We start from the raw sequence: 24,748 nt of genomic DNA on the forward strand, positions 1-24,748 counted from the left end.
GGTGTGATCGATATCAAAGATGCTCCGCCCCGCCATGCTCGCTGGATCAGCGAGGCTTCAACGGCTCGTTTCGCGCGATTCGCCGACCAGGCGCGCGCGCCCGCCGGCGACGTCACGGCACAGCGCGCGCATTACGACGCGATCAATAGTGTGCGCCTCGACGTGGCAATGGAGCGCTATCCGGTCGCGATCGAGACTCGGTCGATCGGCGGCGTGACGGTGCATGACGTCGTCCCCCGACAGCCGGCGCGCGGCACGCTGATCTGCCTGCATGGCGGCGCGTTCATCTGGGGCGCGGGCGCCGGCGCCTTGCTCGAGGCGGTGCCCGTGGCCGCCACCGCGGGGATGCGCGTCCTCGCGGTCGAGTACCGCCTCGCGCCCGAGCATCGTTTCCCAGCGGCGGTCGACGACGTGCTCGCGGTGATCGCGGCGCTGCGCGAAGCCCGTGACGAGCCGATCGGCATCTATGGCTGTTCGGCGGGCGGCGTGCTGGCCGCGCAGGTGGTCGCGCGTCTGATCGCCGAGGGACAGCAGCCGCCCGCGGCGATCGCGATGCTGCATGGGTCGGGCGTCGACGTCGGCGGCGATTCGCTCGCGACCGCGGCGCTTCTCAACGGCGCGCCCGGCGATATCCGCCGCCTGCACGACCTGTCCTATTTCGACGGGACCTCGCCCACCGACCCGCTCGTCTTCCCGGGCGAGAGCGCACAAGGGCTCGCCGACTTCCCCCCGTCGCTCCTGATCTCGGGCACCCGCGACTTCGCCGCCAGCAGCGTCGCGGTGATGCATCGCCGCCTCCTTGCCGCGGGGGTCGATGCGCAATTCGTGCTGTTCGACGGCATGTGGCACGCGCATCACGTCGACACCGACCTACCCGAAGCGCAGGAGACGCACGACCTGCTGGGCCATTTCTTCCGCCGGCAGCTGTCGCGCGCCTAGCCCGCCTGGCTGCTGTCGCGGACGATCAGTTCGACGGGCAGCAGGCCGGGCAGCGCGAACGCCTCCGGGTCGTCGATCAGCGCCAGGATCGCCTCGCCGAGCATGCGCCCGGCGCGTGACCAGTCCTGGCGGATCGATGACAGCGGGGGGCGGTGATTGGCGGCGACGGCGATGTCGTCGAAGCCGACGATCGCGACCTCGCCCGGAACGCTCCGCCCCCGCTCGATCAACGCATCGCAGGCGCCCGCCGCGATGAAGTCGCTTGCCGCCACCACCGCATCGAAGGCGACGCCCGCCTCGGCCAGCTCGGCGATCGCCGCCGCACCCGCGGCTCGCGAAAAGTCGCAGGGAACAGTGGCGGCGATGATCGCCGGGGCCGCCGCGACGACGTCGCGCACGCCCTCCAGCCGCGCGGCGACCTCCGGATGCTGCGCATCGCCCAGGAACACCAGCCGTTGGCGACCGCCCTCGACCAGATGCCGCGCGCTCAGCTGGCCGCCCAGCCGGTTGTCGCTGCCGATTACGGCATGGTCGCTGCCCGGCAGCGGCGATCCCCACAACACCATCGGAAGGCCGGATGCCGCGATCGCCTGGGCGCGCTTGCCGCCGATCCCCTGCCCCAGCATGACGATTCCGTCGGCATCGACGATCTGGCTGTCGAGGAAATGGTCGCTCGACGTCACCAGCATCGCCTGCCCCGCAGGCGTCAACGTCTCCAGCAGCCCACCGATGATCGACAGGACGAGCGGGTCGGAGATCGGGCGATCGCCCGCGACCAGACGCTCGATCACCAGCGCCACCGTCCGGCTGCGCCGCGTCCGCAGCGCCCGCGCCGCGCCGTTCATGCGATACCCCGCCTCGCGCGCGATCTCGGCGATCCGCTCGCGCAGCTCGGGGCGGACGAGATCGCTGCCGCGCAGCGCGCGCGACACCGTGATCTTCGAAACGCCGGCCAGTTCGGCGAGCGTCTCCATCGTCGGCCTGGCGGTTTCCTTCCTCATGGGCGATCGAAATAGAGGGCGATCCGCGCGCCGAGCAAGTCATAGGCGGCAGCGACGCGCGGTTCGGAAGCCGGCAGGAACATGAACCCGTGCGGCAGCGCGGGCAGGCGCTGCACCGAAACCTCGTTCCCCGCCCGCGTAAGCGCGAGGGCGTAGAACTCGCCGTCGTCGCGAAGTGGGTCGAGCTCGACGGTGACGACGACCGCGGGGGCGAGGGCGGACAGGTCGGCGGCGTGTAGCGGCGACACATGGGGATGCTCCGCCGACACGTCGCCCAGATAGGCGCCGACGCATTCCGCCAGGAACGCGCGGCTGAGGCCCGGCAGCTCCACCGCGTCGATGCTCGGCTGCGACAGGGTGAGATCGGTCGGCGGATGGACGAGCAGCTGGAAACGCGGCTGCGCCTCGCCCGCCTCACGCAGGCGCAACGTCAGCGCGGCGGCCAGGTTCGCGCCCGCGCTCTCGCCACCAATCGCGACCCGCGCCGGATCGCAGCCCAGTGCCGCCGCCCGCGCCGAAGCCCAACGCCAGGCGGTACCGACATCGTCGAGACCGGCGGGAAAGCGATGCTCGGGCGCGAGCCGATATCCGACCGCCAGCACCGCGCAACCCGCGCGCTCGCTCAACCAGCGGCAACAGGCGTCGTGCGTATCGAGGTCGCCAAGGATCCAGCCGCCGCCGTGCAGGAACACGAGCAGCGGCAGCTGCCCGGCAGCGCCCGCCGGGCGATACAGACGCACCGGCACGCCGTCCGCATCGTGATCCGCCGCTTCGAGCTCGGGTGCCGGCAGTGCCCGCCCCTGCTCGGCCATCGATCGCCGAAGCGCGGGCAGGTCGCCCAACAGCGTCGCGCCATCCCTCATCGCTTCGTACCCGCTTGCACCGCTGCCCCCTCAACACTCCGCAGCGTTATTGACATCGATATCATCGGCATTGCAAGTCTGTGTGCATCAGGCGCCCGCTTGAGGCGCAGGGAGAGATGAAGCCGATGCCCCCAACCTTCCCGCAACCCGCGCTCGCTCCCACCGTCAGCGCCGAAGCGCGCGAGGCGCTTGCACCGCTGTTAGCTTCGCTGACGATGCCGCGGCCCGAGGTGACGGTCGAGCAGATGCGCGATTTCGCCACCATGACGATGGCCGCCGTGGTCCAGCGCCGCGCGCCGGGGCAAAAGGCGGTGGTCAAGCCGGGCAGCCTTGCCGGTGTCCCGGTGCAGATCGTCTCGCGCGACGGGTCGCTGCCCGATGGCGGCCCGCTGCTCCTCAACTTCCACGGCGGCGGCTTCGTGGTCGATTCGGGATCGCTGGCGGAATCGATCCCGATCGCCGACCTGACGGGAATCCCCGTGCTGTCGGTCCTTTACCGACTGGCCCCCGAGCACCCCTATCCCGCCGCGGTCGACGATGCGCTTGCCGCGTATCGGACGGCGTTGAAGACCCGCCGACCCAGCGAGATCGCGATCTTCGGCACCTCGGCAGGGGCGGGCCTGTGCGTCCAGCTCGTCGCCCGGCTGCGGCGCGAGGGCCTGCCCTTGCCGGCGGCGATGGGCTTCTTCTCGGGCGCCGCCGATTGCGCGCTGCCCGGCGACATCGAAGGCTATCTGCCGCCACTGCTCCCCGGCCAGTCGGTGCCGGAGACGCTGAAGCCCTATCTCGCCGCGGCGGACCCTCGCGATCCGCTCGTCTCGCCAATCTACGGCTCGCTCGATGGCTGGCCGCCGACGCTGGCGATGACGAGCACCCGCGACATCCTGCTCAGCCAGACCGTGCGCTTCCACCTTGCCCTCCGCGCGGCCGGCAACGCGGCCGATCTGCTGGTGTACGAGGGGATGCCGCACGCCTTCTGGGCCTATGCCGATTGTCCGGAAACCGATGCGGCGTACAAGGCGCAGGCGAACTTCCTCGCGCATGCCATCAGGTCGCGCGGATGATGGAGCTTTGGTCATGATTGGCGAAACGCAGCGCTATCGCGACAAGCTGATGTCGGCTGACGCGGCGGCGGCGCTTATCCCGGACGGCGCGCGGATCTGTATGGCCCTTGGCGTCGCGCAGCCGCCGGCACTGCTCGATGCGCTCGCCCGCCGGGCCGAAGCGGGCGGGATCGAGGGGGCGAGCCTCTATTATCTCCTGTCGACATCGATCGCCGGCCGGACCGTCCTGCGCCGGGATCTTCGTCACCGCCTGCGCCCGATGAGCCTCTTCCACAGCGCGATCGAGCGGACGCTGAACGGAGAGGCGGTCGCGGCTGGCGATCCGGATGTCGACTTCATCCCCGTCGCGTTCAGCCGCGTCCCGCGCATGCTGAGAGACGAGATCGGCGTCGACACGCTCATCACGCAAGTCGCCCCCCCGGACGAGCACGGCAATTTCAGCCTGGGCACCAACATCGACTATGCGCACGGTGCGGCGCGGTCGTGCGAGCGGGTGATCGTCGAGGTCAACCCGCGGATGCCCCGCGTCGGCGGCGACAGCATGATCCCATTCTCGGTAGTCACCGCGATCGTCGAGCACGACCAGCCCCTGATCGAGATCCCGTCGGCTGCTCGCCGGCCGCAGGACGAGGCGATCGGCGCGATCATCGCCGGGATGATCGAGGACGGCTCCTGCCTTCAGATGGGGATCGGCGCGGTGCCGGAGGCGGTCTGCGCGGCGCTGCACGGGCATCGCTATCTCGGCATCCACTCGGAACTGCTGACGCCGGGCCTGGCCGGGCTGATGCAGGCGGGCGTTGCCGACAACAGCCGCAAGGAGATCCATCGCGGGCGGACGATCTTCACCTTCGCGATGGGCGACCGGGGCTTCTACGACTTCCTGCACGACAATCCGGCGCTGGAGGGTCATCCGGTCGATTACGTCAACGACGCCGCGGTGATCGCCCGGCACTCGAAGATGGTCTCGATCAACGCCACGCTGGAGGTCGACCTTCACGGCGCCTGCAATTCGGAGGCGGTGGACGGTCGGCAGTATAGCGCGGCGGGCGGCCAGCTCGATTTCGTCCGCGGCGCAGGCGCGTCGATCGGGGGCAAGTCGATCATCGCCTGTCACGCCACCGCGGCGGGCGGCGCCGTGTCCCGGATCGTGCCGCGCCTGTCGGGCCCCGTCACCACGCCGCGCAACGACGTCCACATCGTCGTCACCGAGTTCGGCGCCGCCCATCTGCGCGGCAAGTCGCTGGTCGAGCGCGGCGAAGCGCTGATCGCGATCGCCCACCCGAAGTTCAGGGACGCGCTGACCGAACAACTGCACACGCGCAGGGCCGGCTAAGAACGGACAAGCATCTATTTTCCAAAGATTATTTCCGGGCGGCGGGCACGGCACCCTGACGTGCGCGTTGGCGCGGGATGGTCTCACCGTCGGCGGCGCCGCCCCTCTCCTCGTCCGATCCGGCCACCAGCCATCATCGGGAGCCGGCCCGCCTCCGCGCCGCCAATGCCGCGCTGCACGCGCTATGGGATCGGGGTTGGGCGACGACGCCCTCGCTGAACTGTGACGCGCTGATCGGCAAGGCGTCGGCCAAGGCGGGCGCGGCGCCGGACGAGGACCGGGTCGGCTGGCGCGATCGGCTGGCGATCCTGTGCGAGGATCTGGAGGCGCATGCCGGGCTGAGCGACCTGGGTCGCACGATCGCGCATGGGCAACTCGTCTCGGCGCTGACCGCCCGCTTTCGCGCCCATGCGCTCTGGCGGCGCCATCCCGAGATCGCGGACCTGCCCATCACCCGGCCGATCATCATCGTCGGGCAGATGCGATCGGGCAGCACGCGGATGCAAAGGCTGCTCGCCTGTGACCCACGGCTGACCTTCACCCGCTTTTTCGAAAGCTGGAACCCCGTTCCCGGCTCCGGGATCGTCGATACCAGGCGCCTGAAGGGCTGGACCGGGCTGAAGCTCGCGCACCTGCTCAATCCCGCGTTCGGGACGATCCATCCAACCGCGTCGGACGCGCCGGACGAGGAAATCGGGCTGCACAGCCTGTCGATCTTCGGCTCCGCTTTCGAAGCGCAGTGGCGCGTGCCGACCTACACCGCCGCGATCGAAGAGGGCGACGCGGTCGCCGTCTATCGCGAGTTCCGCCACCTGCTCCAGACGCTGGCGTGGCTGCGCGGCGGGGCGGAGACACGGCCCTGGGTGCTGAAGGTGCCGCAATTTACGCAGGACCTGCCCGCCATCCTCCGCGTCTTCCCCGACGCGCGTCTGATCCGCCTGCGCCGCGACCTGGGCGACGTGGTCGCGTCCTCGGCCTCGCTGGTCTGCAATCAGATGCAGGTGCAGTCGCGCGACGTCGATCCAGACTGGGTCGCACGCGAATGGGCACGCAAGGTCCAACTCCGCCACGACCGAAGCGAGGCGGCGTTCGAGGCAACCACCGCACCGCGGGTCGAGGTCGGCTATGACGAGCTGTCGGGCGATTGGACGCGGGAGATGCGCCGCGTGTACCGGATGCTCGACATGCCCCTGCCCGCCGATGTGCTCGATCGGATGCAGCGCTATCTGGAGACGTCCGATCCGTCCCGGCGAAAGCGTCACGATTACCGCGCCGTGCCGTTCGGCGGCGGCGCAGAGCCGAAGCGACTGGATCCCATACCCGCGCGATAGCTTCGTTCGCGGGTCACGCGGCCCCGGCGGAACCTTCCAGCCGCTCGCGATCGTTCATGCCTGGTGCTAACCCAGGTGAATGATGAAGAGTGAAATCAACCCGCGGGTGTTCTGGGGGGCCTCCGCGATCATCGCCCTGCTGCTCGCGACGACGATCGCGATGCCGGGGACGGCCGATGCGGCGTTCAAGGCGGCGCAAAGCTGGGCCATCGACACGTTCGGCTGGTTCTATATCTCGGCCGTAGCCGTGTTCCTCGTCGTGGTGCTGGCGCTCGGCTTCGGCCCGGCGGGCAAGCTGAAGTTCGGGCCGGACGATGCCGAGCCCGACTTCCCCTATCTCTCGTGGCTCGCCATGCTGTTCGCCGCGGGCATGGGCATCGGGCTGATGTATTTCGCCGTCGCCGAGCCCATCCAGCACTATATCTCGCCGCCCGAGGCGGAGAGCGGCACCATCCTTGCCGCGCGCGAGGCGATGGCGATCACCTTCCATCATTACGGCGTCCACGCCTGGGCGATCTATGCGCTGGTGGGCATGAGCCTCGCCTATTTTACCTATCGCAAGGGCATGCCGCTGACGTTGCGGTCGGGGCTGTCGCCGATCCTGGGCAAGCGGATCGACGGACCGCTGGGCGATGCGATCGACATCTTTGCCGTCTGCGGCACGGTGTTCGGTGTCTCAACCTCGCTCGGATTCGGCGTGTCACAGATGACGGCGGGCCTCGCCTACGAATACGGGCTCGTCGATACGACCGCGACCAAGCTCGTCATCATCGTGGTGGTGATGGGCGCGGCGACGCTGTCGGTGCTGAGCGGCGCGGATCGCGGCATCCGGCGATTGTCGGAGCTCAATCTGGTTCTCGCCATCCTGCTGATGCTGTTCGTGATGGCGGTCGGGCCGACCCTCTTCCTGCTTCGCGCGCTGGTGCAGAATTTCGGCCTCTACCTCGACCATTTCGTGATCCGGACCTTCACGCTCTACGCCTATGAACCACGCGCGTGGATGGCGGACTGGACGCTGTTCTATTGGGCGTGGTGGATCGCCTGGTCGCCGTTCGTCGGCATGTTCATCGCGCGCATCTCACGCGGGCGGACCATCCGGGAGTTCGTGATCGGCGTGCTGTTCGTGCCGACCGCCTTCACCTTCCTGTGGATGACGGTGTTCGGCAATACCGCGATCTCGCTCGATCTGGGATCGGCCGCTGGTGGGATCGCCGACGCCGTTCAGGCCAATCTTTCGACCGCGCTGTTCAAGTTTCTGGAGTATCTGCCGGCGGCGGGCGTCACCTCGACGCTGGCGATCGTGCTGGTGGCGGTCTTCTTCGTGACGTCGGCCGATTCCGGTGCGCTGGTGATCGACACGCTCGCATCGGGCGGATCGGATGACACGCCGCGGTGGCAGCGCATGTACTGGTGCGTGCTGCTGGGCGCGACGGCCGCCATGCTGCTGGTGGCCGGCGGCCTAGGCGCGCTGCAAGCGGCGACCTTGCTCGCCGCCCTGCCCTTCTGCTTCATCATGCTGCTGCTGGCGTTCGGCCTGATCCGTCAGACCAACGCCGATCTGGCGGGCGTCACGCTGTCGAGCGACACACCGTCGGTCGGCGAGCGGATCAAGCGGATCCTGGTCCCGGCGCGCCGTGCCGACATCCTCCAGCAGATCGCCGAGAATGGCGAGCCGGCGCTACGCTCCGTCCAGGAGGCGATGGAGAAGGAAGGCCTGTCCACCTGCGAGGTGAACAGCGAGGGCAACGCGGTCGAGCTCATCATCGCCGGGGCCGGCAATCGCCCGTTCGTCTATCGCCTGGCGCCGCGGTCGCGGCCGATGGCCGCCTATACCGCGCTCGAGGCGCCGGAAAACCGCCGCAGCCTCGTCTGGATGCTCGCCGCACAGGTGAATGGCGAGACCGGGTTCCGCGACCTGACCGGCTTCACCGTCGCCCAGATCGCGAGCGACGTGCTGACCCAGCTCGAACGCTGGCGCCTCGCCGGGCCGGCGACCGATCGTAAGGAGGTCGCGCCGGACCGCTGAACGCCCGCCGGGGTTGTGAACAGGCCGTCCGTCGTGCAGTAACCGGGCCGGGTGTTCGCAAAACCATGCGGGCAGGTTTTAACGCTGGTCGGGCCGCCAGCGTGGACCTTGCTGTGCCTGGAGCTCCGGCTTGCCCGTTCGCCTCTGCCCTTCGTTGATGGTCGTCCCGCGCTCAAGCGCCGGCGGTCGCGCGCGCCTTCGGCTTATCGGATAAGGGGCGGCGCGGGTGTCGTTGGTTGCCCTGATGGCGCTGCCGTTCGTCGCGGCGCTCCTGCTGGTTGCGTTCCGGCACGCGCCGCGCGGCGTGCATTTCCTGATCGCCGCGGCCGCCAGTGGCGGCGGACTGGCGATCCTGATAGCGCATGCAGGCGCCGTCCTCTCCGGCCAGACGCCGGCCGTCGCCCTCGCCTGGGTCCCGGCCCTCGGTCTCGATCTCAGCCTGTGGCTCGATCCGCTGGCGCTCCTGTTCGCGGGCCTGATCCTGGGGATCGGCCTGCTCGTCGTCCTCTATGCGCAGGGCTATCTGGCCAGAACCGAGCCGACGGCGAAGTTCCTGTCCTTCCTGATGCTGTTTCAGGGCGCGATGGTCGGCATCGCGCTTTCCAGCAACGTGCTGCTGATGCTGGTGTTCTGGGAACTGACCAGCCTTGCCTCCTTCCTGCTGATTGGCTTCTGGCGCGAGCGTGCCGATGCGCGGCAGGGCGCGCGCATGGCGCTGACCATCACCGGCGGTGGCGGTCTTGCGCTCATCGCGGGCATGGTGCTGCTCGTCAATGTGGCGGGCAGCTACGATCTGGCGACGATCCTGTCGCGAGCGGATCTGGTCCAGGCCTCGCCGCTCTATCCGGCGATCCTCCTCCTGATCCTGGCGGGCGCCTTCACCAAGTCGGCGCAGTTCCCGTTCCACTTCTGGCTGCCGCACGCGATGGCTGCGCCGACGCCGGTCAGCGCCTATCTCCATTCGGCGACGATGGTGAAGGCGGGCGTGTTCCTGCTCGCGCGGCTGTGGCCGGTGCTGGCCGGCACCGATCTGTGGTTCGCGATCGTCGCTCCCGTCGGTCTCCTGACGATGCTGTTCGGCGCGGGCGTCGCGCTGTTCCGCCACGATCTGAAGGCCATTCTCGCGTATTCGACGATCAGCCAGTTGGGGCTGATGGTCATGCTCCTCGGCTTCGGCACCGGGGCGGCGGTGGTCGCCGCGATCTTTCACATCCTGAACCATGCCGCGTTCAAGGCGGCGCTGTTCATGCATGCCGGCATCGTCGACCATGAGACGGGGACGCGGGATATCCGCCGGCTGGGCGGCCTGGCGGCGATCATGCCGCTGACGGCGACGCTCGGCGTGCTCGCCGCCGCCGCGATGGCGGGGTTGCCGCCGCTCGGCGGGTTCATCTCGAAGGAGATGATGCTGGAAGAGAGCGCCGACACGGTGCTGGCGGGCCGGGCGCTGCTGGTGCCGGCGCTGGCGACGATCGCGGCGATGCTGTCGGCCGCCTATTCGCTGCGCTATGCGGTGGCGCTGCATTTCGGCAGGCGACAGACCGGCGATGTCGCCGCGCTGCACGATCCGGGCGCGATGCTGCTCGGTCCGCCGGCCGTGCTCGGCGCGTTTGCGCTGGCACTCGGCCTGTTGCCGATGACGCTGGCCGGGCCGCTGGTCGCCGCGGCAAGCTCGGCCGTCACCGGCGGAGCGAAGCCCGACCTGCACCTGGCGCTGTGGCACGGGATCAATCCGGCCTTGCTGATGAGCCTGGGTGCGGTCGCCGTCGCGGTGCTGCTGCTGTTCCGTTATTCGGCCATCGCGGCGCTGGTCGCCCGGCTGCCATCGCCTGATGCCAAGCGCCTGTTCGACATCGTCATGACCGCAAGCGTCGACGCGCTTCGCCGCGTGACCGGCGTCCTTCATGTCGCTTCGTTGCAGCGCTATCTGGCGGTGCTGTTCGTCGTCGCGGTGGCGCTCGGCCTGGACGCGGCGCTGCGCTTCGGGGTGACGGCCGGCGCGCGCGCGACGGCGCCCGCCTCGCCGGTGGCGATCGTCGCCTGGGCGGCGCTGATCGTGGCGACGGTCGCGGTGCTGGCGGCCGACCGCCGCCGCTATCTCGCGCTCATCTTCATCAGCGTCATCGGCCTGGTCATCGCGCTCGCCTTCATCCACCTGTCCGCCCCCGACCTTGCGCTGACACAAATCGCGGTGGAGGTGGTGACGATCCTCCTCATGCTGCTGGCGCTTCACCTGCTTCCCGGCCACCCACCGCGCCTCTCAACCGCGACCCGCCGCGTGCGTGACGGCGTGATCGCGGCGGTCGGCGGGCTCGGCACCGGCTGGCTCGCCTGGGCGGTGATGACGCGGCCGGAGCGCGCGGGCGTCTCTCGCTTCCACTGGGATCACAGCTATTCGGGCGGGGGCGGCACCAACGTCGTCAACGTGACGCTGGTCGACTTTCGCGCGTTCGACACGCTGGGCGAGATCATCGTGCTGGGGATCGCGGGTCTTGCCATCTATGCGTTGCTCGAACCGGCGGCGCGCGGGGTCGCGGGGCGCCGGCTGCGCGCGTGGCGATCGCAGGACCGGCATTCGCCAGAGCTGCATCCGATGATGTTCGTGATGGCGACCCGGCTGCTGCTGCCGCTGGCGCTGCTGGTCGGCAGCTACATCTTCCTGCGCGGTCACAATCAGCCGGGCGGCGGGTTCATCGCCGCGCTGGTGTTCTCGATCGCCATCCTGCTCCAGTATCTCGCCTCCGGCTTCGACTGGACCGATGAGCGGCGCAAGTTCGGCGAGCACAACCTGATCGGCATCGGCGTGCTGATCGCGATCGCGACCGGGCTGGGATCGCTGGTGTTCGGGGCGCCGTTCCTGTCGAGCAGCTTTGATTATTTCCACCTGCCGCTGATCGGCGAGTTCGAGCTCGCGACCGCCCTGCTGTTCGACCTGGGCGTCGCATCGGTCGTGGTCGGCGCGGTAATGATGGCGCTGGCGCAGCTCGCCCATGTTTCGCAACGCGCCGCCAAGCATGACGACGGGGACGCGGCATGAGCCTCGAGTTCCTCGTCGCCTCCGCGATCGCCGTGCTGACCGCGGGCGGCATCTATCTTTCGCTTCGCGGCCGGACGTTTCAGGTCGTGCTGGGGCTCACCCTGATCTCCTATGCGGTCAACCTGTTCCTGTTCGCGGTCGGCCGGCTGGTGGTCGACCGGCCGCCGCTCTGGGCCAAGGACGTGACCGAGCATGCCGACCCGTTGCCTCAGGCGCTCGTCCTCACCGCCATCGTCATCACCTTCGGCATGACCGCGCTCACCGTCATCCTGTCGCTTCGCAGCTATCTCGAGAGCGGGTCGGATCAGGTCGATGGCTATGCCGACCGCGATGCGGAGGAAGGCGCATGACCCTGTCCGATCATCTGATGATCGCACCGGTCGTCGTCCCTGCGATCGTCGCGCCGGTCACGATGCTGCTGATGCAGCGCCGGCGCCTGCTCGGGCTGTATGTTTCGCTCGGCGGGTGCGTCGCGATGCTGGCCGCCGCGATTGCGCTGTTCGTCAGGGCACAGGACGATGCGATCCGCAGCTATGCGCTGGGCGCATGGTCGGCGCCGTTCGGCATCGTGCTGGTGCTCGACCGGCTGGCGGCGACGATGCTGGTGCTGGCGGCGGTGCTGGCGCTGGCGGTGCTCGCGCATGCGATCGTCACCGGCGCCGATCGCAAGGGATGGCATTTTCACGCGCTGTTCCATTTCCAGCTGCTCGGGATCAACGGCGCGTTCCTCTCCGGCGATCTGTTCAACCTGTTCGTCTTCTTCGAGGTGCTGCTGATCGCCTCCTATGGCCTGATGCTTCATGGCCAGGGCGCGCTGCGGCTGAAGGCGGGCATTCCCTATGTCGTGGTCAACATCGTCGGGTCGGCGCTGTTCCTGATCGCGCTGGGGCTGATCTATGGCCTGACCGCGACGCTCAACATGGCCGATCTGGCGATCAGGGTTGCCGCGCTGGGGCCGGAGGATCAGGGGCTGGTGCGCGCCGCCGGGCTGTTGATGATGACCGTCTTTGCGCTGAAGGCGGCGGTCGTGCCGCTCCATCTCTGGCTGCCGCGCACCTATGCCGCGACGATGCCGGTGGTCGCCGCGCTGTTCGCGATCATGACCAAGGTCGGCGTCTATGCGATGATCCGCACCGTCCCGCTGATCTTCGGCGCACAGGCGGGCGCGGCGGCGTGGGTTCCGGCCCCCTACCTCCTGCCCGCCGCGATGCTGGGCGCCGTCATCGGCTTCGTCGGCGTGCTGACGTCGCGGAGCCTGCGCGAGCAGGCGGCGTTCGCGGTCCTCGCCTCGACCGGCACGCTGCTGATGCCGGTCTCGCTGTGGCAGGCAGCGGCGTTGTCGGCCGCGCTCTACTACATGGTTCAGGCCGTCCTTGCGGGCGCCGCACTGTTCCTCGTCGCCGACGTGACGATGCGGCGCCGCGGGCAATATTCGGATGCGCTCGTGCCCAGTCCGCGGTTCGCGGGCCAGGATACGGCGGGCCTGCTCTACCTCGTCGCAGCGATCTCGGCGGTCGGGCTGCCGCCGCTCGCCGGCTTCGTCGGCAAGCTGCTGATCCTGGATGCGAGCTTCGCGATGCCCGACTGGCAGGCGATCTGGGCGACCATCCTCGTCACCACGCTGATCGGCGTCGTCGGCTTCTCGCGCAGCGGATCCTCGCTGTTCTGGAAGCCAGCCCCGGCCGAGGCGGACGCCATCGCCGCCGTGCCCCGGTCCCGCGCCGAGTTCGTCGCGCCGGCCGCGCTGCTCGCGCTGCTGGCCGCGCTGACCGTCGCCGCCGGCTGGGTGACTGCTCAGACCCAGGCCACCGCCGCGCAGGTGATGGCGCCCGACCGCTATGTCGACGCGATCCTGGGGGTCGGGCGATGAAGCGGCTGCTCCCTCACCCGGCGCTGTCGGCAATGCTGCTGATCGTCTGGCTGTTGATGGCCAACGAGATCACCGTCGGCGGCATCGTGGTGGGCAGCGTCTTTGCACTGATCCTGCCCAAGTTCACCCAGCCCTTCTGGCCCGATCGCCCGCGCATGCGGTTCGGCCGCGCCTTCCTCGGCTATCTCGCCATCGTCCTGTTCGACATCGTGGTCGCCAATTTCCAGGTCGCGCGCGTGATCCTGTTCCGGCGCAACCGCGACCTGCGCGCGCGCTGGCTGGTCGTTCCGATCGCGCTCGACACGCCGGAGGCGATCACGATGCTGGCGGGCACGATCAGCCTGACGCCCGGCACCGTCTCCTCCGACGTCTCCGCCGATGGCCGCTTCCTGCTGGTCCACGCGCTCGACGTGGTAGACGAGGCGGCGGAGATCGCGCGCATCAAGGCTCGCTACGAGTCCCGCCTGCAACGGATCTTCGCATGACCGAAGTCGCGCTCCTTGTCGCGGCGGGCTGCGTCTCGCTAGCCCTGACGCTCAACGTCTGGCGGCTGCTGCGCGGGCCGGCGCTGGGCGATCGGATCGTCGCGCTCGACACGATGGTCATCAACGCCATTGCGCTCATCATCCTGATCGGCATGATCGCCGCCAACGACATCTATTTCGAGGCCGCACTGCTGCTCGCCATGGTCGGCTTCGTCAGCACCATCGCCTATTGCAAGTTCATCCTGCGCGGGGACATCGTCGAATGAGCGTGGTCGCCGACGCCGCCATCGCCCTGTTGCTGCTGCTCGGCGGCGGCTTCGCGCTGATCGGCAGCTGGGGGCTGGTCCGCCTGCCGTCAACGATGGAGCGGCTGCACGGCCCGACCAAGGCGACGACATTGGGGCTGGGGGCGCTGCTGCTCGCCTCGGTGATCTATTTCCAGGTGCGGCTGGGCGTCTGGACCGCGCACGAGCTGCTGATCTCGCTATTCCTGTTCATCACCGCGCCGATCTCGGCCAACATGATCGCCAAGGTGCATCTGCACCGCCACCGGCTCGGCGCGGCCGGCGAGCAAGAGAGCGTCGCCGGCCCGCCGCCCAAGCCGAGCGGGGACGGCGACTGGGCGACGTTCGAAGCGCCGAAGCAGGACACGCCCGCCACGACCGCGAACAGCTGACGTGGCGCTAACCGGCCCGGCATGAGCGAGATCGTTGCCTTCGTGGAAGTGCACCGGGCGGTGCTTGGGCTGCTGTTCGTCATCGCGCTGTTCGGCGCGTTCGCGCTCGAACGCTTTCCCCCGGTCACCGTCGCGGTGGCGGGCGCGGCGATCATGATCGCGCTGGGTTGGCTGACGCCGCCGCTCGTCACCGGCGCCTTTGCGAATTCGGCGCCGATCACCATCGCCGCCTTCTTCATCCTGTCGGGCGCGCTCGTGCGTACTGGCACGATCGAGGCGCTGGCCAGCCTGATCGTCAGGCGGGCGGGCAAGGCACCCCGGCGAACGGTCGCGGAGATGCTGACCGGCGCCGCAATCGCGCCCGCCTTCATCAACAACACGCCCGTCGTGATGGTCCTGATCCCCCTCGTCCGCCGGTTGGCGCGGTCGGTGGGCATCCCGGCCACCCGGCTACTGATCCCGCTATCCTATCTGTCGATCCTGGGCGGCACGCTGACGCTGGTCGGCACGTCCACCAACCTGCTGGTCGATGGCGTCGCAAGGGCGAACGGGCAGCCCGGCTTCGGCATCTTCGAAATCACCGCCGTCGGCCTGGTGACGATGGCCGCGGGGGCGGTGACCATGCTCGTCCTGGGCCCCCGGCTGCTGCCGTCCCGGCCAGACAACGCGATCGCCGATCGGCACCAGCTCCCCTATCTCACCGAGATCGCGCTGCTGCCCGAGGCGCTGGCCAAGACCGTCAGGATCGCCGATCTGGCCTTTCTTCGCCGCAACGCGGTGCGCCTGATCGCGGTCCGCCGCGGCTCGCAACTGGATCGCAGCCCCTCGCCCGACCTGGCGCTGCAAGCGACCGACCGCCTGATCGTCAGTGCAACCGCTGACGAGCTCGACGATCTGGCGCGCAGCGAAAGCTATCTGGTGGGGCTTCAGAATGTCGGGCGCCCCATCCGGCTGTCCGCCGGCGCGCGCGCCGACGACGTCCAGCTCATCGGCCTGACCGTCAGCCCGACGCATCCCGCACTCGGCCGCGAGTTGCGCGACATACCGTTCCTGTCGAACCTGCCGGCACGCATCCTAGGGATCGGCCGGGTGCGGCATCTGCCGGGGCCGGACCTCGGCAGCGTTCGCGTGCGCGCCGCCGACAGCCTGCTGGTGGCGGCCGACGAAGCGGCGATCACCGAATTGCGCGCGAACACCAACCTGATTTCGGAGGACACCTCGCACATCCGCCGCTTCCGACGGCAGCGGGCGCCGGTCGCGATCGGCGTGCTATGCGGGGTGATCGCCCTCGCCGCGCTCGGCGTGATGCCCACCGCGCTGCTCGCAATCGTCGGCGTCGGCATCGTTCTCGTCACCCGCTGCGTCGATGCGGAGGAAGCGTGGCGCTCGCTCGACGGCAGCGTGCTGGTGCTGATCTTCGCGATGCTGGGCATCGGCAGCGCGCTGGAGGCGATCGGCACCGTCGACCTGATCGTCGGCGCGATCTCGCCCTGGCTTGGCGGCCTGTCGCCGCTCGGCGTGATCCTGATCCTCTATTTCCTGACGTCGATGCTGACGGAGACGGTCACGAACAACGCGGTCGCGGTCATCATGACACCGGTCGCGATCGGCCTGGCCGAGGCGACGGGGCAGGATCCCCGCGCGCTCATCATCGCGGTGATGTTCGCCGCCTCCGCCAGTTTCGCGACGCCCGTCGGGTATCAGACGAACACGATGGTCTATGCCGCCGCCGACTATCGCTTTTCCGACTTCATCAAGATCGGCTTGCCGATGAACGTCGTCGTCGGCCTGTCCACCTGCCTGGCGATCGCGGCGCTGGTCTGACGGCCGGCAACACGCCCCTGCGTGTCGCCGGTCCGCCTTGGCCTCAGAGGATCGTCTCGAGCGGGAGCAGGCTCTCGCCGCGCTCGAACGTCACCTTGCCGATATTGTCGATGCCGAGCAGCGTGACGTCGCCGCCCAGCGCGAACACGAGCTTGAGGTCGAGCTGGCCGTCGCGGTCGAAGTCGCGGACCTCGTGGCGCGCGACCGCGGCACCCGTCTCCAGCCGGATGATGTCGGTCCCGACCTCGTAATCGGTGATCGTGTCGCTGCCCGACAGGATGCCGAAGGCGAAGCGGTCGATGCCGTCGCCGCCGGTCAGCGTGTCGCGGCCGAGCCCGCCCGCCAGATAGTCGTCGCCCGCGCCGCCCAGCAGCGTGTCGTTGCCGAGCCCGCCGGCCAGGCGATCATTGCCGTTGCCGCCGTCGAGCAGGTCGTTGCCGAGGCCGCCCCACAGCATGTCACGCCCATCCAGGCCCTGGATCGTGTCGTTACCGATCAGGCCATAGATCGTGTCCTCACCCGCGGTACCGACCAGCTTGTCGCCGAAGATCGTGCCGATCCGCACGCGGCTGTCGTCGATGCCGGTAATCGTCACGGTGACGCTCGCACTGCTCTCCAGCCCGCCCGCATCGCGAACGGTATAGGTGAAGCGGTCGGTCGCCTTGGCGCCGTTCGCCAGGCCGTCGAACGCGTCGGCATCGGCGATGTAGCGCAGGCTCTGCGTCGCGGCATCGAACACGACGCTCCCCTGCGTCCCCGACGTGTCGACGCCGACGATCGTCAGCGCGCCCTCGTCGCGGTCGTTGGCGAGCAGGGTCGGCACCAGGTTGCCGGTCGAGGCATCCTCGTTGACCGCCACCGCATCGTCGACGGCAACCGGCGCCTCGTTGGGGCGGGCGATGTGGAGCAGCGCGACCTGCGGGTCATGGTCGCTGGTCTGACCCGACTGGCCGGCATTGATGTGGACCGCGTCATATCGCGCGCCGCCCAGCAGCCCGCCGGTGACGAGGATGTTGTCGAGCAGTTGGAAATTGCCCTCGAACAGATAGCTGTAGCGCTCCTCCTCCGGCAGCAGCGTCGCCAGGTTGGTGAGCACGCCATCGCGCGTCAGCTGCTGCTGCGCTTCCTCGAAATAGAAGCCGTTGAAATCGCCGAGCACGGCGAAATTGGCATCGGGATCGCCCGCCAGCGCTTCGTTGATATAGGCGAGCACGCCCGCCGCCTGCGCCTCCCGCGCAGCCTCCCCGGCGTTGGCGGGCGGCTGATTGGCGCCGAACAGCGGCTCGCTACCGCCGCGCGACGTAAAGTGGACGTTGATCGCGCTCACCGTTTCGCCGTTGAAGGTGAAGTCGGCGACGAGCGGCTTGCGCGAGCCCTCATAGGGGCTGCCCTCGATCAGCCGGGCGCTACCCTCGACATAGTCGACGCGGTCGGTACGATAGAAATAGCCGTTGCGGATATTGCCGCCCGGCTCGCCGCCGGTCGAGCCGGCGACGGTGGGCGCGACCTCGACATAGGCATAGGACGGCCCGCCCGCCGCCTCGATCGCGGCGATCAGCGTCTGGGCAGTCAGCGTTCCCGACAGGTCGGTGCCGTTGGCCGCGCCGTCCGCGTCCTGGATCTCCTGCACGCCGATGATGTCGGGCGCGCGCAGGCTATAGACGATGTTCTGCGCGAGCAGGCCGAAGCTCGTGTCCGAAGGATCGAGATTCTCGACGTTGAAGGTCGCGATCGTCAGATGATCGGCGTCGCCTGCGAAATCGGCAACTTCCTTGGCCGGCGGCGCCGCGTCCTCGACCACCGTCACCGCCTCGGTCACGATGACTTCGTAGCTGTTGAACGCATAGTTGACGATCCCGGTAACGTCGCCCAGCCGGTCGCCCTGCGAATAGTTCGGCGCGAAGCCTGCGAACACCGCGGCATCGTCGTCGATCTGGATACGCTCCGGATTATAGTCGCCCGCCGAGATCGTCATGCCGCCGCGGTCGTTGAGGCCCGTGGCGCCGACGCCGTTCGAGGCGACCACCCAGGTCTCGCCGAACGAATTGGTGGCATCGACGACGCGCGGCGCGTCGATCGTGACGCGCATCCCCTCCAGCGCCTCATAGAAGTCGAGGCCGTCGGTGGTCGGGTCGAAGCTCGTGAAGCCGTCATCCTCGATCACCTCGGTCGGGGGCATCAGGCCGCCCTGGCCGATCCGCACCGCCTCGGGCAGCGCATTGCCGCTCGAGGTAACGGTGGCGGTGACGTCCGACAGCTGCGTGATCGACAGGCCGGTGGCGCCCGGCAGGAACTCGCTGACCGCACCGGTCAGGTCGAGCGCGTCGCCAACGCGGACGGTCGGCGCGCCGCCGGTGAAGACGAAGATGCCGTCCGACGTCGCCGCGTTCCCGTCGCCCGCGTCCTGGATGTAGTAGCCGTTCGAATCGACCGCGGTGACGATGCCCGCGGTCCGCACCGTCTGGCCGACGAAAGCCGAGCTGTGTCCGGCGCCCTGGATCGCCCCGATCGCCAGCGTGACCAGATCGTCGTTGACGATCGTCCCCACCGCCTCGCCATCGGCGATGGCGATATTGCCGACCGGGTTGGACAGGACGACGCGGAGCGTCTCGTTCCCCTCGCCCACCGTGTCGCCCGCGACCGGCAGCGTGACGACCGCGTTCGACTGGCCAGCGGCGAAGGTGATCGTGCCCGTCAGCACGGCCCCGGGCGCCAGATCGCCGACGTCGGCGGTGCCGTCCAGCACGACCTGATAGTCGACGCTGGCGGCGGTCGCGGTGCCGCCCGCGCGGCGGATGGTGAAGCTCAGTTCGGCGGTGCCGGCATCGCCCTCGCCCACCTGCGCGTCTCGGATCGAGACCTGACCCGTCGCGGTCGCCCCGATGAAGCTCTGGCCGTCATTGATTGCGCCGAAGCTGTCGTCGCTCGCCGGCGCCCAGGTGAAGTCCTCATAGCCCGCGCCGGTGCCCTTGAGCTGGAGCGAGGTGCCCTCCGGCACGCCCTCCTCGGCGACGCCGATGTCGGTCGCGGTCATGCCCGCGGCCGGGCCGTTGGTGGCGGTGAGCGGCCCTTCATAGGACAGGAACTGCACGACCCGGCCGGCCGCATCGACCAGCGCGATGCCGTCGGGCGAGCCGTTCTGGATGCCCGGCGTCGCGACCGAAACGGTGCCATAGCCATTGGCCTGATCCGCGATCGTGCCGCCCAGCGCATAGGTCGCGTAGGTGGTGCCGCCATTGCCGTTGTAGAGAACCAGCGACCAGCCGGTGAGGTCGGTACCCGCCGCGCCCGCGACCTCGACCGCCTCGCCGACATCGACACCGGCATCGTCGTAATGGATCTCGTTGATGAACACGTTGGCGGGGCCGGCGGGCGCCGGGACGTCGTCGTTGACGATCGTGCCGACCGCCTCACCATCGGCGATCGTCGCGCCGCCGGTGGGCGCGGTCAGCGCGATGCCGATCGTCTCGTCGGCCTCGAACCGCGTGTCGCCCGCCACCGCGATCTCGATCACCGCGCTCGTCGCGCCATCGGCAAAGGTGACGGTGCCCGTCAGCGTGGTCGTCGCCAAATCGTCGGCACCGGCCGTGCCCGGCGTCACCGTCCAGGTCGCCGACACCTCACCCGCGCTGCCACCGGCGCGCGTCACGGTGAAGGCGAGCGTTGCGGTGCCCGCATCGCCCTCGACCACGCTGGCGTCGGCGATCGACAGGATGCCGGCGGCGGGCGGCGGCGCGAGCGGCTGGCTGGTCACGCTGATGTCGTCGATACCGATGAACGCGTCGCTTCCGGCCGCGTCGACGGTGATGACGCGCACCTGCACCTCGGCCTGACCGTTGGCGGCGGCGGGCAACGTGACGCTGACGGCCGTGTCGCGGCCGATATTGGCGTTGGCGACATAGCCACCCTCGATGTTCAGCCAGTCGCCGCTGTCGCCGATGCGGTACTGCACCGCGATCTGCTGGACCGCGCTGGTCGCGCCGTCGATGTCGCGCAGCCGCGTCGAGAAGACGATGTCCTGCCGGCCCGTCGCATCGAGGTAGAAGGCTAGGTAAGGCGCGTCGGCCGTCCCGGACCCCTGGAGTGCGACGACCGCGTCGGCCAGCTCGAACTCGGCGACGCCGCCGGTGGTGTAGGTGTCGGGGTTGGGCAGGTTGACGTTGACGTCGACCACGTTGCTCGTGCCCGAGACCTGGCGTGGATCGTCGAAGTCGAGATCGTCGCCGCGATACCCAACGATGCTCGCCACCGCGTCCCAATTGTCGGGGGTCGAGAGCAGGTCGGTGTTCGACCAGTCCTGCGCGAAGTTGCTGGTGGCGAGCGAGTGATACTGACGACCCATGTGACGCGACCTCCCATGACGCCATGCGCGTCATCCGGGCGGCCGACTATGATCCGAAAATGACGCGCGAGTGACGGTTAAGGTCTTATGCGACCACGCGCTTCAGGGATTGGCCGAGCCGAACGTCAGGGTGGAAAGCCTACCTGCCGGTGGCTGCCGCCGATTGCGGTTCCGCCTGGATGACGGCGGTCGGCACGTCGCGCAGGCGAAGGTACAATCCGGGTCCTCGCGGCCGCGGCAACTCGATCTGGCTGCCGACGAACCCCGCGGACACGACCACCGGCCGGGTGAAATCCGGCTCGTCCGAGATCGCGCCCAAGAAAAAGAGGCTGCTGCCGGTCAGCGTGCATGGTCCGGCCTCTGTCGGGCAGGACAGCCGATCCAGGAAGGGCAGGCGCGCCACCTGAGCCAGCGGTTGCCAGTCGCCGTCGCCCGACGCGCGCAGCAGGCGGAAGCGCAGACCGCCGACCGCGGCGCTGCCCAGCAGTTCGGCCGGGCGGATCGACGCGATGGCGACATCCGCGCCGACGCGCTGCAAGCCCCCCGACGTGGCGGACAGGCGAGCGCGGGAACTGCCATCCTGCGTCGCGACCTCGATCACGTCGTCGGCGCGCAGCGAGCCCGTCGTCGCCCGGACCGAAAAGGTCAGCCTGTCGTCCGGTCGCAGCGTTCCTTCGGGCAGCGTGAACCGGAAGCCGCCAGCCTGGGGTTGCGCCTCCACGCTGCGGCTGATGAGGGCGAGGCTGGGACGCGGCGGCGCGATGACGGCGCGCACCTTCTGCGTCCGCCCGTCGCCGAACCGAACGACCGCCTCGCCGGTCCCCGCAGTTACGTTGGCGATGCTATCGCCGCTCGAAAGCTTGAGCTGCTCGCCCTTTTCGCCGCGCACCATCGCACCGGGCTGGAAATGGGCATCGCCAAGGCGAAGCTCGGTCACCTGGTCGAGCCGCGCGCCGGTGAGGATCCCTTCCGCATCGCCGACGTGGAGGGCGAACCCGTCCAGCCGGCTCGGCTCGTTGCGAGCATTCAGGCTCACCGTGACAGGTGCCGTGCCCGCCTGGGTGACGAGCAGGGTGAGCGGGCCGGGACTGGTGCGCGCGAGCGGCAATTTGGCGGTGATCTCGTCGGGTCCGGTCGCTTTCCAGTCGACCGGCACCGCCTCGCCCGCCGCCGACCGGAGCGCCACGCCGTCGATACAGGCCGACGCCCCGCCCTTCAGGACGAGCGGATGGTCGCGGCCGACCACGACATCGGCATCCGGCCGCGGCGTCCAGCCCGCCACCGCGCCGCTCTGCACCGGAAAGCGCAGATCGTCGAAGCGGTCGAAGCCCCACCGGCCGCTCAACGAGGCACCGACGACCTGGAGGATGTCCTTGGCGGCCGAAGCGTCGGCGATCCGCAGCCCGCCGCGCTCCGCGTTCACGGTGACCGGCAGCTGCACGGTGCGTCCGCCCGAAGTCTGCACGTCGAGCGACAAATCGCTCGCATAGTCGGTCGCGTAGAGCAGCGGCGCATTCTCGATCGGCAACACCATCCCGGGCCGCGCGAGGCACAGCGCGCCCTTCGCACCGGCGCGCCAGGCAGGCTTCGGCGCCGGGCCGACCGGCGGCAACGCGACCACCAGCACCGACCGGGGATTGGCAAAGGCGGGCGGCGTGTTCAGCCGGAGCTGCAACGCTTCGTCCCGCCCCAGCGCGAGCGCGGGCAGATACTGGTAGGGCGTCGAGCGGAACGCCCCGAACAGCCGCACCAGGTCGCGCGCGAGCCCGATGTACGGGCTGTAGAAGCCCGCGCCCGCCTCGCGCGTGGCGGCAATGCGATAGGCGACGTCGGTCGGCGCTCCGATCAGCCGCTCGCCGACCGACGGGGTGTTCGACGACGCCTGAAGCACCTGATTCTCTCGGCTTTGCGTCAGGCAAGCGGCCCGCAGCGCGCGCTGCCGCGTCAGGCATTCGCTGTTCAGGCGCAGCGCCAGCGAACCGGCGAGCACGGGGGAGGCGGTGTCGAGACGGTCGGGATCGCTCTCCTCGATCCTCGTGATCCCGGCCACGAACGCCTCCAGCCGGGCGCGATCGAGCGAGGCCTGGTACAGGTCCTGCGACGCGCGCACGAAGGCACCCGGCCGCTCGCGGACGGCGTCGACCACCGCACCGAAGCCTCCGCCCGCCTCGGGCACGAGCAGCGCGATCGCCTGTTCAGCCCCTTCCGGCACGGTGACGGTGAACGGCTTCTTGCCACGCTGCCACGTCTTCGTCTGGAAGAACCAGTCCTTCGGCGGCGGCGTCGCAGCGCCGCGAAGGAAACCGATGACGAGCAGGTACCGCGCCGACTTGTCCGCGGGCAGGTCCGCCCGCCCAGTCAGCCGATCGCCCGCCTGAAGGTTCGGGACGCGGGCGATCGACAGCGTCGACCCGCCGCGCGTCACGCTGAGCGCGACCGTCGGACCGACCAGATCGAAGGCGTTCTGCTGCGCATGGGCAGGCGCGGACACACTCGCCGCCATGGCGAGCAACAGGATCATGAGGGGGCGCATCACGCCCCTATACATCGACAGAAGCGTGTCAGGCCAAGGGTCTAATCAGCTCGTGGACTGCGCGCCCGTTCAGGTCGCCTGATCGCGCAGCGGCTTGATCACCGCGGCGATGTCCGCCTCGGCATGACCGGCATCGGCGCTCGCTTCGAACCGGCGCCGCGCGGCCGCCGCCAATTCGGACTCGATCGCCGCGTCGCCCAGCATCCGCTCGGCATAGCCGAGATCCTTTGCCATCAACGGCACGAAGAAGTTGGGGGCATAGGCGCGGTCGAGCATGCGGCGCGACAGCAGCTTGACCATCGGGCTGGCCGGCGCGCCGCTCAGCAGCACCTCGACCGCCCGCTCGATGTCCAGCCCGTTCCGCTCGAGCATGACGATCGCCTCGGCGAGGCTCGCGACCTGAACCCCGCAAAGATAGTTGTTGGCGAGCTTGACCAGCGCGCCGCTGCCCGTCGGACCCAAATGCTCTATCCCGCCGCTCCCCATCGCGGTCAGGACCGGCCGGGCCCGCCCGACCACGTCAGCATCGCCGCCGACGAGGAAGCGCAGCGCCCCCTCCTCGGCCTGCTGGCGGCTGCCGGTCACCGGCGCATCGAGTAGCGAGACGTCGCGCGCGGTCGCCTCGCTCGCCAGCTCGACGATCCAGTCATGCGTCAGCGTGCTCGCCTCGACCGCGATGGAGCCCGGCTCCATCGCGCCCAGCGCACCGTCCGGTCCGAGCCAGACCTCGCGAGAGGCGTCGTCATTGGCGAGCATCGCGACAACGAGATCGGCGCCGCGCGCCGCATCGGCCGGGGTGGCGGCGACGCGGGCGCCGGCCTGCCCGAGCGGCTCGGACTTGGCGGGGTTCCGGTTCCAGACCGCCACCTCCAGTCCTGCCTCGACCAGCTTGCGCGCCATGCCGGCGCCCATCAGCCCAAGACCGAGTACCGCGACCTTGTTCACCGTCATCCGATCACCTTGCAGCGCGAGAGGGCAGCCCCGTCGTTTCCGAGGCCGGAGCCGCGCAGGTCGTGAGGATCGGCGGATCCGTCAATAGGCTGCGGCCCATTCTTCAGGCGCGTTCGCTCGCCAAACTCGCCGACCGGCATCTGCGGCGCAGCCCAGGATGCGCCCCGACCGGAGCATTGGGCAAGTCTTCCGAAGGATCGGGCATCCCCCTCGCTGACGCCCGCTGCCACGGTCGCGGACGTTCGAAGCAATCGGAAGCCCTGCCATGCCCATCGACCTCGACGTTGACGATCAGATCCGGCGGCTGGTCGGCCATCTGGTGCGCGACTCCCGCACCGCCCCCACCGTCACCGACCCGCTTTCGTCCCGTGCGAACCGGGGGACGATCGCCCTACCCGCCCCGCCAGTGCCCGACGCCCGAAGCCGCGGTCAGGCGACCTGACCCTGACCATTCGCCGCGACCGCCATCAATC

The 24,748-nt window shown here is 69.3% G+C and carries 18 protein-coding genes; 13 read left to right on the forward strand and 5 right to left on the reverse strand.

Annotation, left to right across the window (positions count from 1 at the left end; translation table 11 throughout):
- The first annotated feature begins 3 nt into the window (after positions 1 to 3).
- Complete coding sequence (locus RS883_RS13445) at positions 4 to 939, forward strand: alpha/beta hydrolase fold domain-containing protein (protein WP_315760692.1); 936 nt, start codon at positions 4 to 6, stop codon at positions 937 to 939.
- Here RS883_RS13445 and RS883_RS13450 read toward each other — a convergent pair.
- Together RS883_RS13450 and RS883_RS13455 are read right to left on the reverse strand one after the other, a co-directional pair.
- Positions 936 to 1,940: a substrate-binding domain-containing protein gene (locus RS883_RS13450; RefSeq protein ID WP_315760693.1), complete on the reverse strand. Its 1,005-nt coding sequence runs from the start codon at positions 1,938 to 1,940 to the stop codon at positions 936 to 938. The two genes, RS883_RS13445 and RS883_RS13450, sit on opposite strands and share 4 nt — an antisense overlap.
- A complete protein-coding gene (locus RS883_RS13455) occupies positions 1,937 to 2,803 on the reverse strand; it encodes an alpha/beta hydrolase (protein WP_315760694.1) in 867 nt (288 codons plus the stop codon). The genes RS883_RS13450 and RS883_RS13455 overlap by 4 nt, the downstream gene beginning before the upstream one ends.
- A 116-nt stretch (positions 2,804 to 2,919) precedes the next feature.
- Between RS883_RS13455 and RS883_RS13460 the strand changes: the two genes are divergently transcribed.
- The 11 genes from RS883_RS13460 to RS883_RS13510 all read left to right on the forward strand — a co-directional run bounded on the left by RS883_RS13460 (position 2,920) and on the right by RS883_RS13510 (position 16,449).
- A complete protein-coding gene (locus RS883_RS13460) occupies positions 2,920 to 3,867 on the forward strand; it encodes an alpha/beta hydrolase (RefSeq protein ID WP_315760695.1) in 948 nt (315 codons plus the stop codon).
- A 13-nt stretch (positions 3,868 to 3,880) separates the two neighbouring features.
- On the forward strand, positions 3,881 to 5,200 hold the full coding sequence (locus RS883_RS13465) for an acetyl-CoA hydrolase/transferase family protein (RefSeq protein WP_315760696.1): 1,320 nt from the start codon (positions 3,881 to 3,883) through the stop codon (positions 5,198 to 5,200).
- A 77-nt stretch (positions 5,201 to 5,277) separates the two neighbouring features.
- A complete protein-coding gene (locus RS883_RS13470; RefSeq protein WP_315760697.1) occupies positions 5,278 to 6,531 on the forward strand; it encodes a sulfotransferase in 1,254 nt (417 codons plus the stop codon).
- A gap of 79 nt (positions 6,532 to 6,610) precedes the next feature.
- Positions 6,611 to 8,557, forward strand: coding sequence for a BCCT family transporter (locus RS883_RS13475; RefSeq protein ID WP_315760698.1), 1,947 nt, complete (start codon positions 6,611 to 6,613; stop codon positions 8,555 to 8,557).
- Between the two features lie 226 nt (positions 8,558 to 8,783).
- A complete protein-coding gene (locus tag RS883_RS13480; protein ID WP_315760699.1) occupies positions 8,784 to 11,594 on the forward strand; it encodes a monovalent cation/H+ antiporter subunit A in 2,811 nt (936 codons plus the stop codon).
- Positions 11,591 to 11,944: a Na+/H+ antiporter subunit C gene (locus RS883_RS13485; RefSeq protein ID WP_315760700.1), complete on the forward strand. Its 354-nt coding sequence runs from the start codon at positions 11,591 to 11,593 to the stop codon at positions 11,942 to 11,944. Before RS883_RS13480 ends, RS883_RS13485 begins: the two co-directional genes overlap by 4 nt.
- Positions 11,941 to 13,464: a monovalent cation/H+ antiporter subunit D gene (locus RS883_RS13490; protein ID WP_315760701.1), complete on the forward strand. Its 1,524-nt coding sequence runs from the start codon at positions 11,941 to 11,943 to the stop codon at positions 13,462 to 13,464. Before RS883_RS13485 ends, RS883_RS13490 begins: the two co-directional genes overlap by 4 nt.
- Positions 13,461 to 13,949 carry a Na+/H+ antiporter subunit E gene (locus tag RS883_RS13495; RefSeq protein ID WP_315760702.1) on the forward strand — a complete coding sequence of 163 codons (489 nt, stop codon included), beginning with the start codon at positions 13,461 to 13,463 and terminating at the stop codon, positions 13,947 to 13,949. The genes RS883_RS13490 and RS883_RS13495 overlap by 4 nt, the downstream gene beginning before the upstream one ends.
- A complete protein-coding gene (locus RS883_RS13500; protein ID WP_315760703.1) occupies positions 13,946 to 14,215 on the forward strand; it encodes a K+/H+ antiporter subunit F in 270 nt (89 codons plus the stop codon). The genes RS883_RS13495 and RS883_RS13500 overlap by 4 nt, the downstream gene beginning before the upstream one ends.
- Complete coding sequence (locus tag RS883_RS13505) at positions 14,212 to 14,625, forward strand: Na+/H+ antiporter subunit G (RefSeq protein ID WP_315760704.1); 414 nt, start codon at positions 14,212 to 14,214, stop codon at positions 14,623 to 14,625. The genes RS883_RS13500 and RS883_RS13505 overlap by 4 nt, the downstream gene beginning before the upstream one ends.
- Before the next feature lie 21 nt (positions 14,626 to 14,646).
- Positions 14,647 to 16,449, forward strand: coding sequence for an SLC13 family permease (locus RS883_RS13510; RefSeq protein WP_315760705.1), 1,803 nt, complete (start codon positions 14,647 to 14,649; stop codon positions 16,447 to 16,449).
- Positions 16,450 to 16,492: 43 nt separating this feature from the next.
- On the opposite strand, the gene RS883_RS13515 is transcribed toward RS883_RS13510, so the two are convergent.
- The 3 genes from RS883_RS13515 to RS883_RS13525 all read right to left on the reverse strand — a co-directional run bounded on the left by RS883_RS13515 (position 16,493) and on the right by RS883_RS13525 (position 24,275).
- Positions 16,493 to 20,791: an Ig-like domain-containing protein gene (locus RS883_RS13515; RefSeq protein WP_315760706.1), complete on the reverse strand. Its 4,299-nt coding sequence runs from the start codon at positions 20,789 to 20,791 to the stop codon at positions 16,493 to 16,495.
- A gap of 139 nt (positions 20,792 to 20,930) precedes the next feature.
- Positions 20,931 to 23,324: a hypothetical protein gene (locus RS883_RS13520; protein WP_315760707.1), complete on the reverse strand. Its 2,394-nt coding sequence runs from the start codon at positions 23,322 to 23,324 to the stop codon at positions 20,931 to 20,933.
- 69 nt (positions 23,325 to 23,393) lie between these two features.
- Positions 23,394 to 24,275 (reverse strand): NAD(P)-dependent oxidoreductase, encoded by an 882-nt coding sequence (locus tag RS883_RS13525; RefSeq protein WP_315760708.1) that lies wholly within the window; start codon positions 24,273 to 24,275, stop codon positions 23,394 to 23,396.
- 265 nt (positions 24,276 to 24,540) lie between these two features.
- Here RS883_RS13525 and RS883_RS13530 point away from each other — a divergent pair, with 265 nt between their 5' ends.
- Positions 24,541 to 24,717, forward strand: a complete 177-nt coding sequence (locus RS883_RS13530; protein ID WP_315760709.1) for a hypothetical protein — start codon at positions 24,541 to 24,543, stop codon at positions 24,715 to 24,717.
- Positions 24,718 to 24,748: the final 31 nt, after the last annotated feature.

This window comes from Sphingomonas sp. Y38-1Y, assembly GCF_032391395.1.
Lineage (GTDB): Bacteria > Pseudomonadota > Alphaproteobacteria > Sphingomonadales > Sphingomonadaceae > Sphingomonas.

What these genes read in the sequence shown, in the direction of transcription:
- RS883_RS13475 (WP_315760698.1), top strand. Translation starts at nt 6,611, where the DNA reads ATGATGAAGAGTGAAATCAACCCGCGGGTGTTCTGGGGGGCCTCCGCG.
- RS883_RS13500 (WP_315760703.1), top strand. Translation starts at nt 13,946, where the DNA reads ATGACCGAAGTCGCGCTCCTTGTCGCGGCGGGCTGCGTCTCGCTAGCC.
- RS883_RS13450 (WP_315760693.1), bottom strand. Translation starts at nt 1,940, where the DNA reads ATGAGGAAGGAAACCGCCAGGCCGACGATGGAGACGCTCGCCGAACTG.
- RS883_RS13495 (WP_315760702.1), top strand. Translation starts at nt 13,461, where the DNA reads ATGAAGCGGCTGCTCCCTCACCCGGCGCTGTCGGCAATGCTGCTGATC.
- RS883_RS13455 (WP_315760694.1), bottom strand. Translation starts at nt 2,803, where the DNA reads ATGAGGGATGGCGCGACGCTGTTGGGCGACCTGCCCGCGCTTCGGCGA.
- RS883_RS13465 (WP_315760696.1), top strand. Translation starts at nt 3,881, where the DNA reads ATGATTGGCGAAACGCAGCGCTATCGCGACAAGCTGATGTCGGCTGAC.
- RS883_RS13510 (WP_315760705.1), top strand. Translation starts at nt 14,647, where the DNA reads ATGAGCGAGATCGTTGCCTTCGTGGAAGTGCACCGGGCGGTGCTTGGG.
- RS883_RS13530 (WP_315760709.1), top strand. Translation starts at nt 24,541, where the DNA reads ATGCCCATCGACCTCGACGTTGACGATCAGATCCGGCGGCTGGTCGGC.
- RS883_RS13505 (WP_315760704.1), top strand. Translation starts at nt 14,212, where the DNA reads ATGAGCGTGGTCGCCGACGCCGCCATCGCCCTGTTGCTGCTGCTCGGC.
- RS883_RS13470 (WP_315760697.1), top strand. Translation starts at nt 5,278, where the DNA reads ATGGTCTCACCGTCGGCGGCGCCGCCCCTCTCCTCGTCCGATCCGGCC.
- RS883_RS13460 (WP_315760695.1), top strand. Translation starts at nt 2,920, where the DNA reads ATGAAGCCGATGCCCCCAACCTTCCCGCAACCCGCGCTCGCTCCCACC.
- RS883_RS13515 (WP_315760706.1), bottom strand. Translation starts at nt 20,791, where the DNA reads ATGGGTCGTCAGTATCACTCGCTCGCCACCAGCAACTTCGCGCAGGAC.
- RS883_RS13490 (WP_315760701.1), top strand. Translation starts at nt 11,941, where the DNA reads ATGACCCTGTCCGATCATCTGATGATCGCACCGGTCGTCGTCCCTGCG.
- RS883_RS13520 (WP_315760707.1), bottom strand. Translation starts at nt 23,324, where the DNA reads ATGCGCCCCCTCATGATCCTGTTGCTCGCCATGGCGGCGAGTGTGTCC.
- RS883_RS13485 (WP_315760700.1), top strand. Translation starts at nt 11,591, where the DNA reads ATGAGCCTCGAGTTCCTCGTCGCCTCCGCGATCGCCGTGCTGACCGCG.
- RS883_RS13525 (WP_315760708.1), bottom strand. Translation starts at nt 24,275, where the DNA reads ATGACGGTGAACAAGGTCGCGGTACTCGGTCTTGGGCTGATGGGCGCC.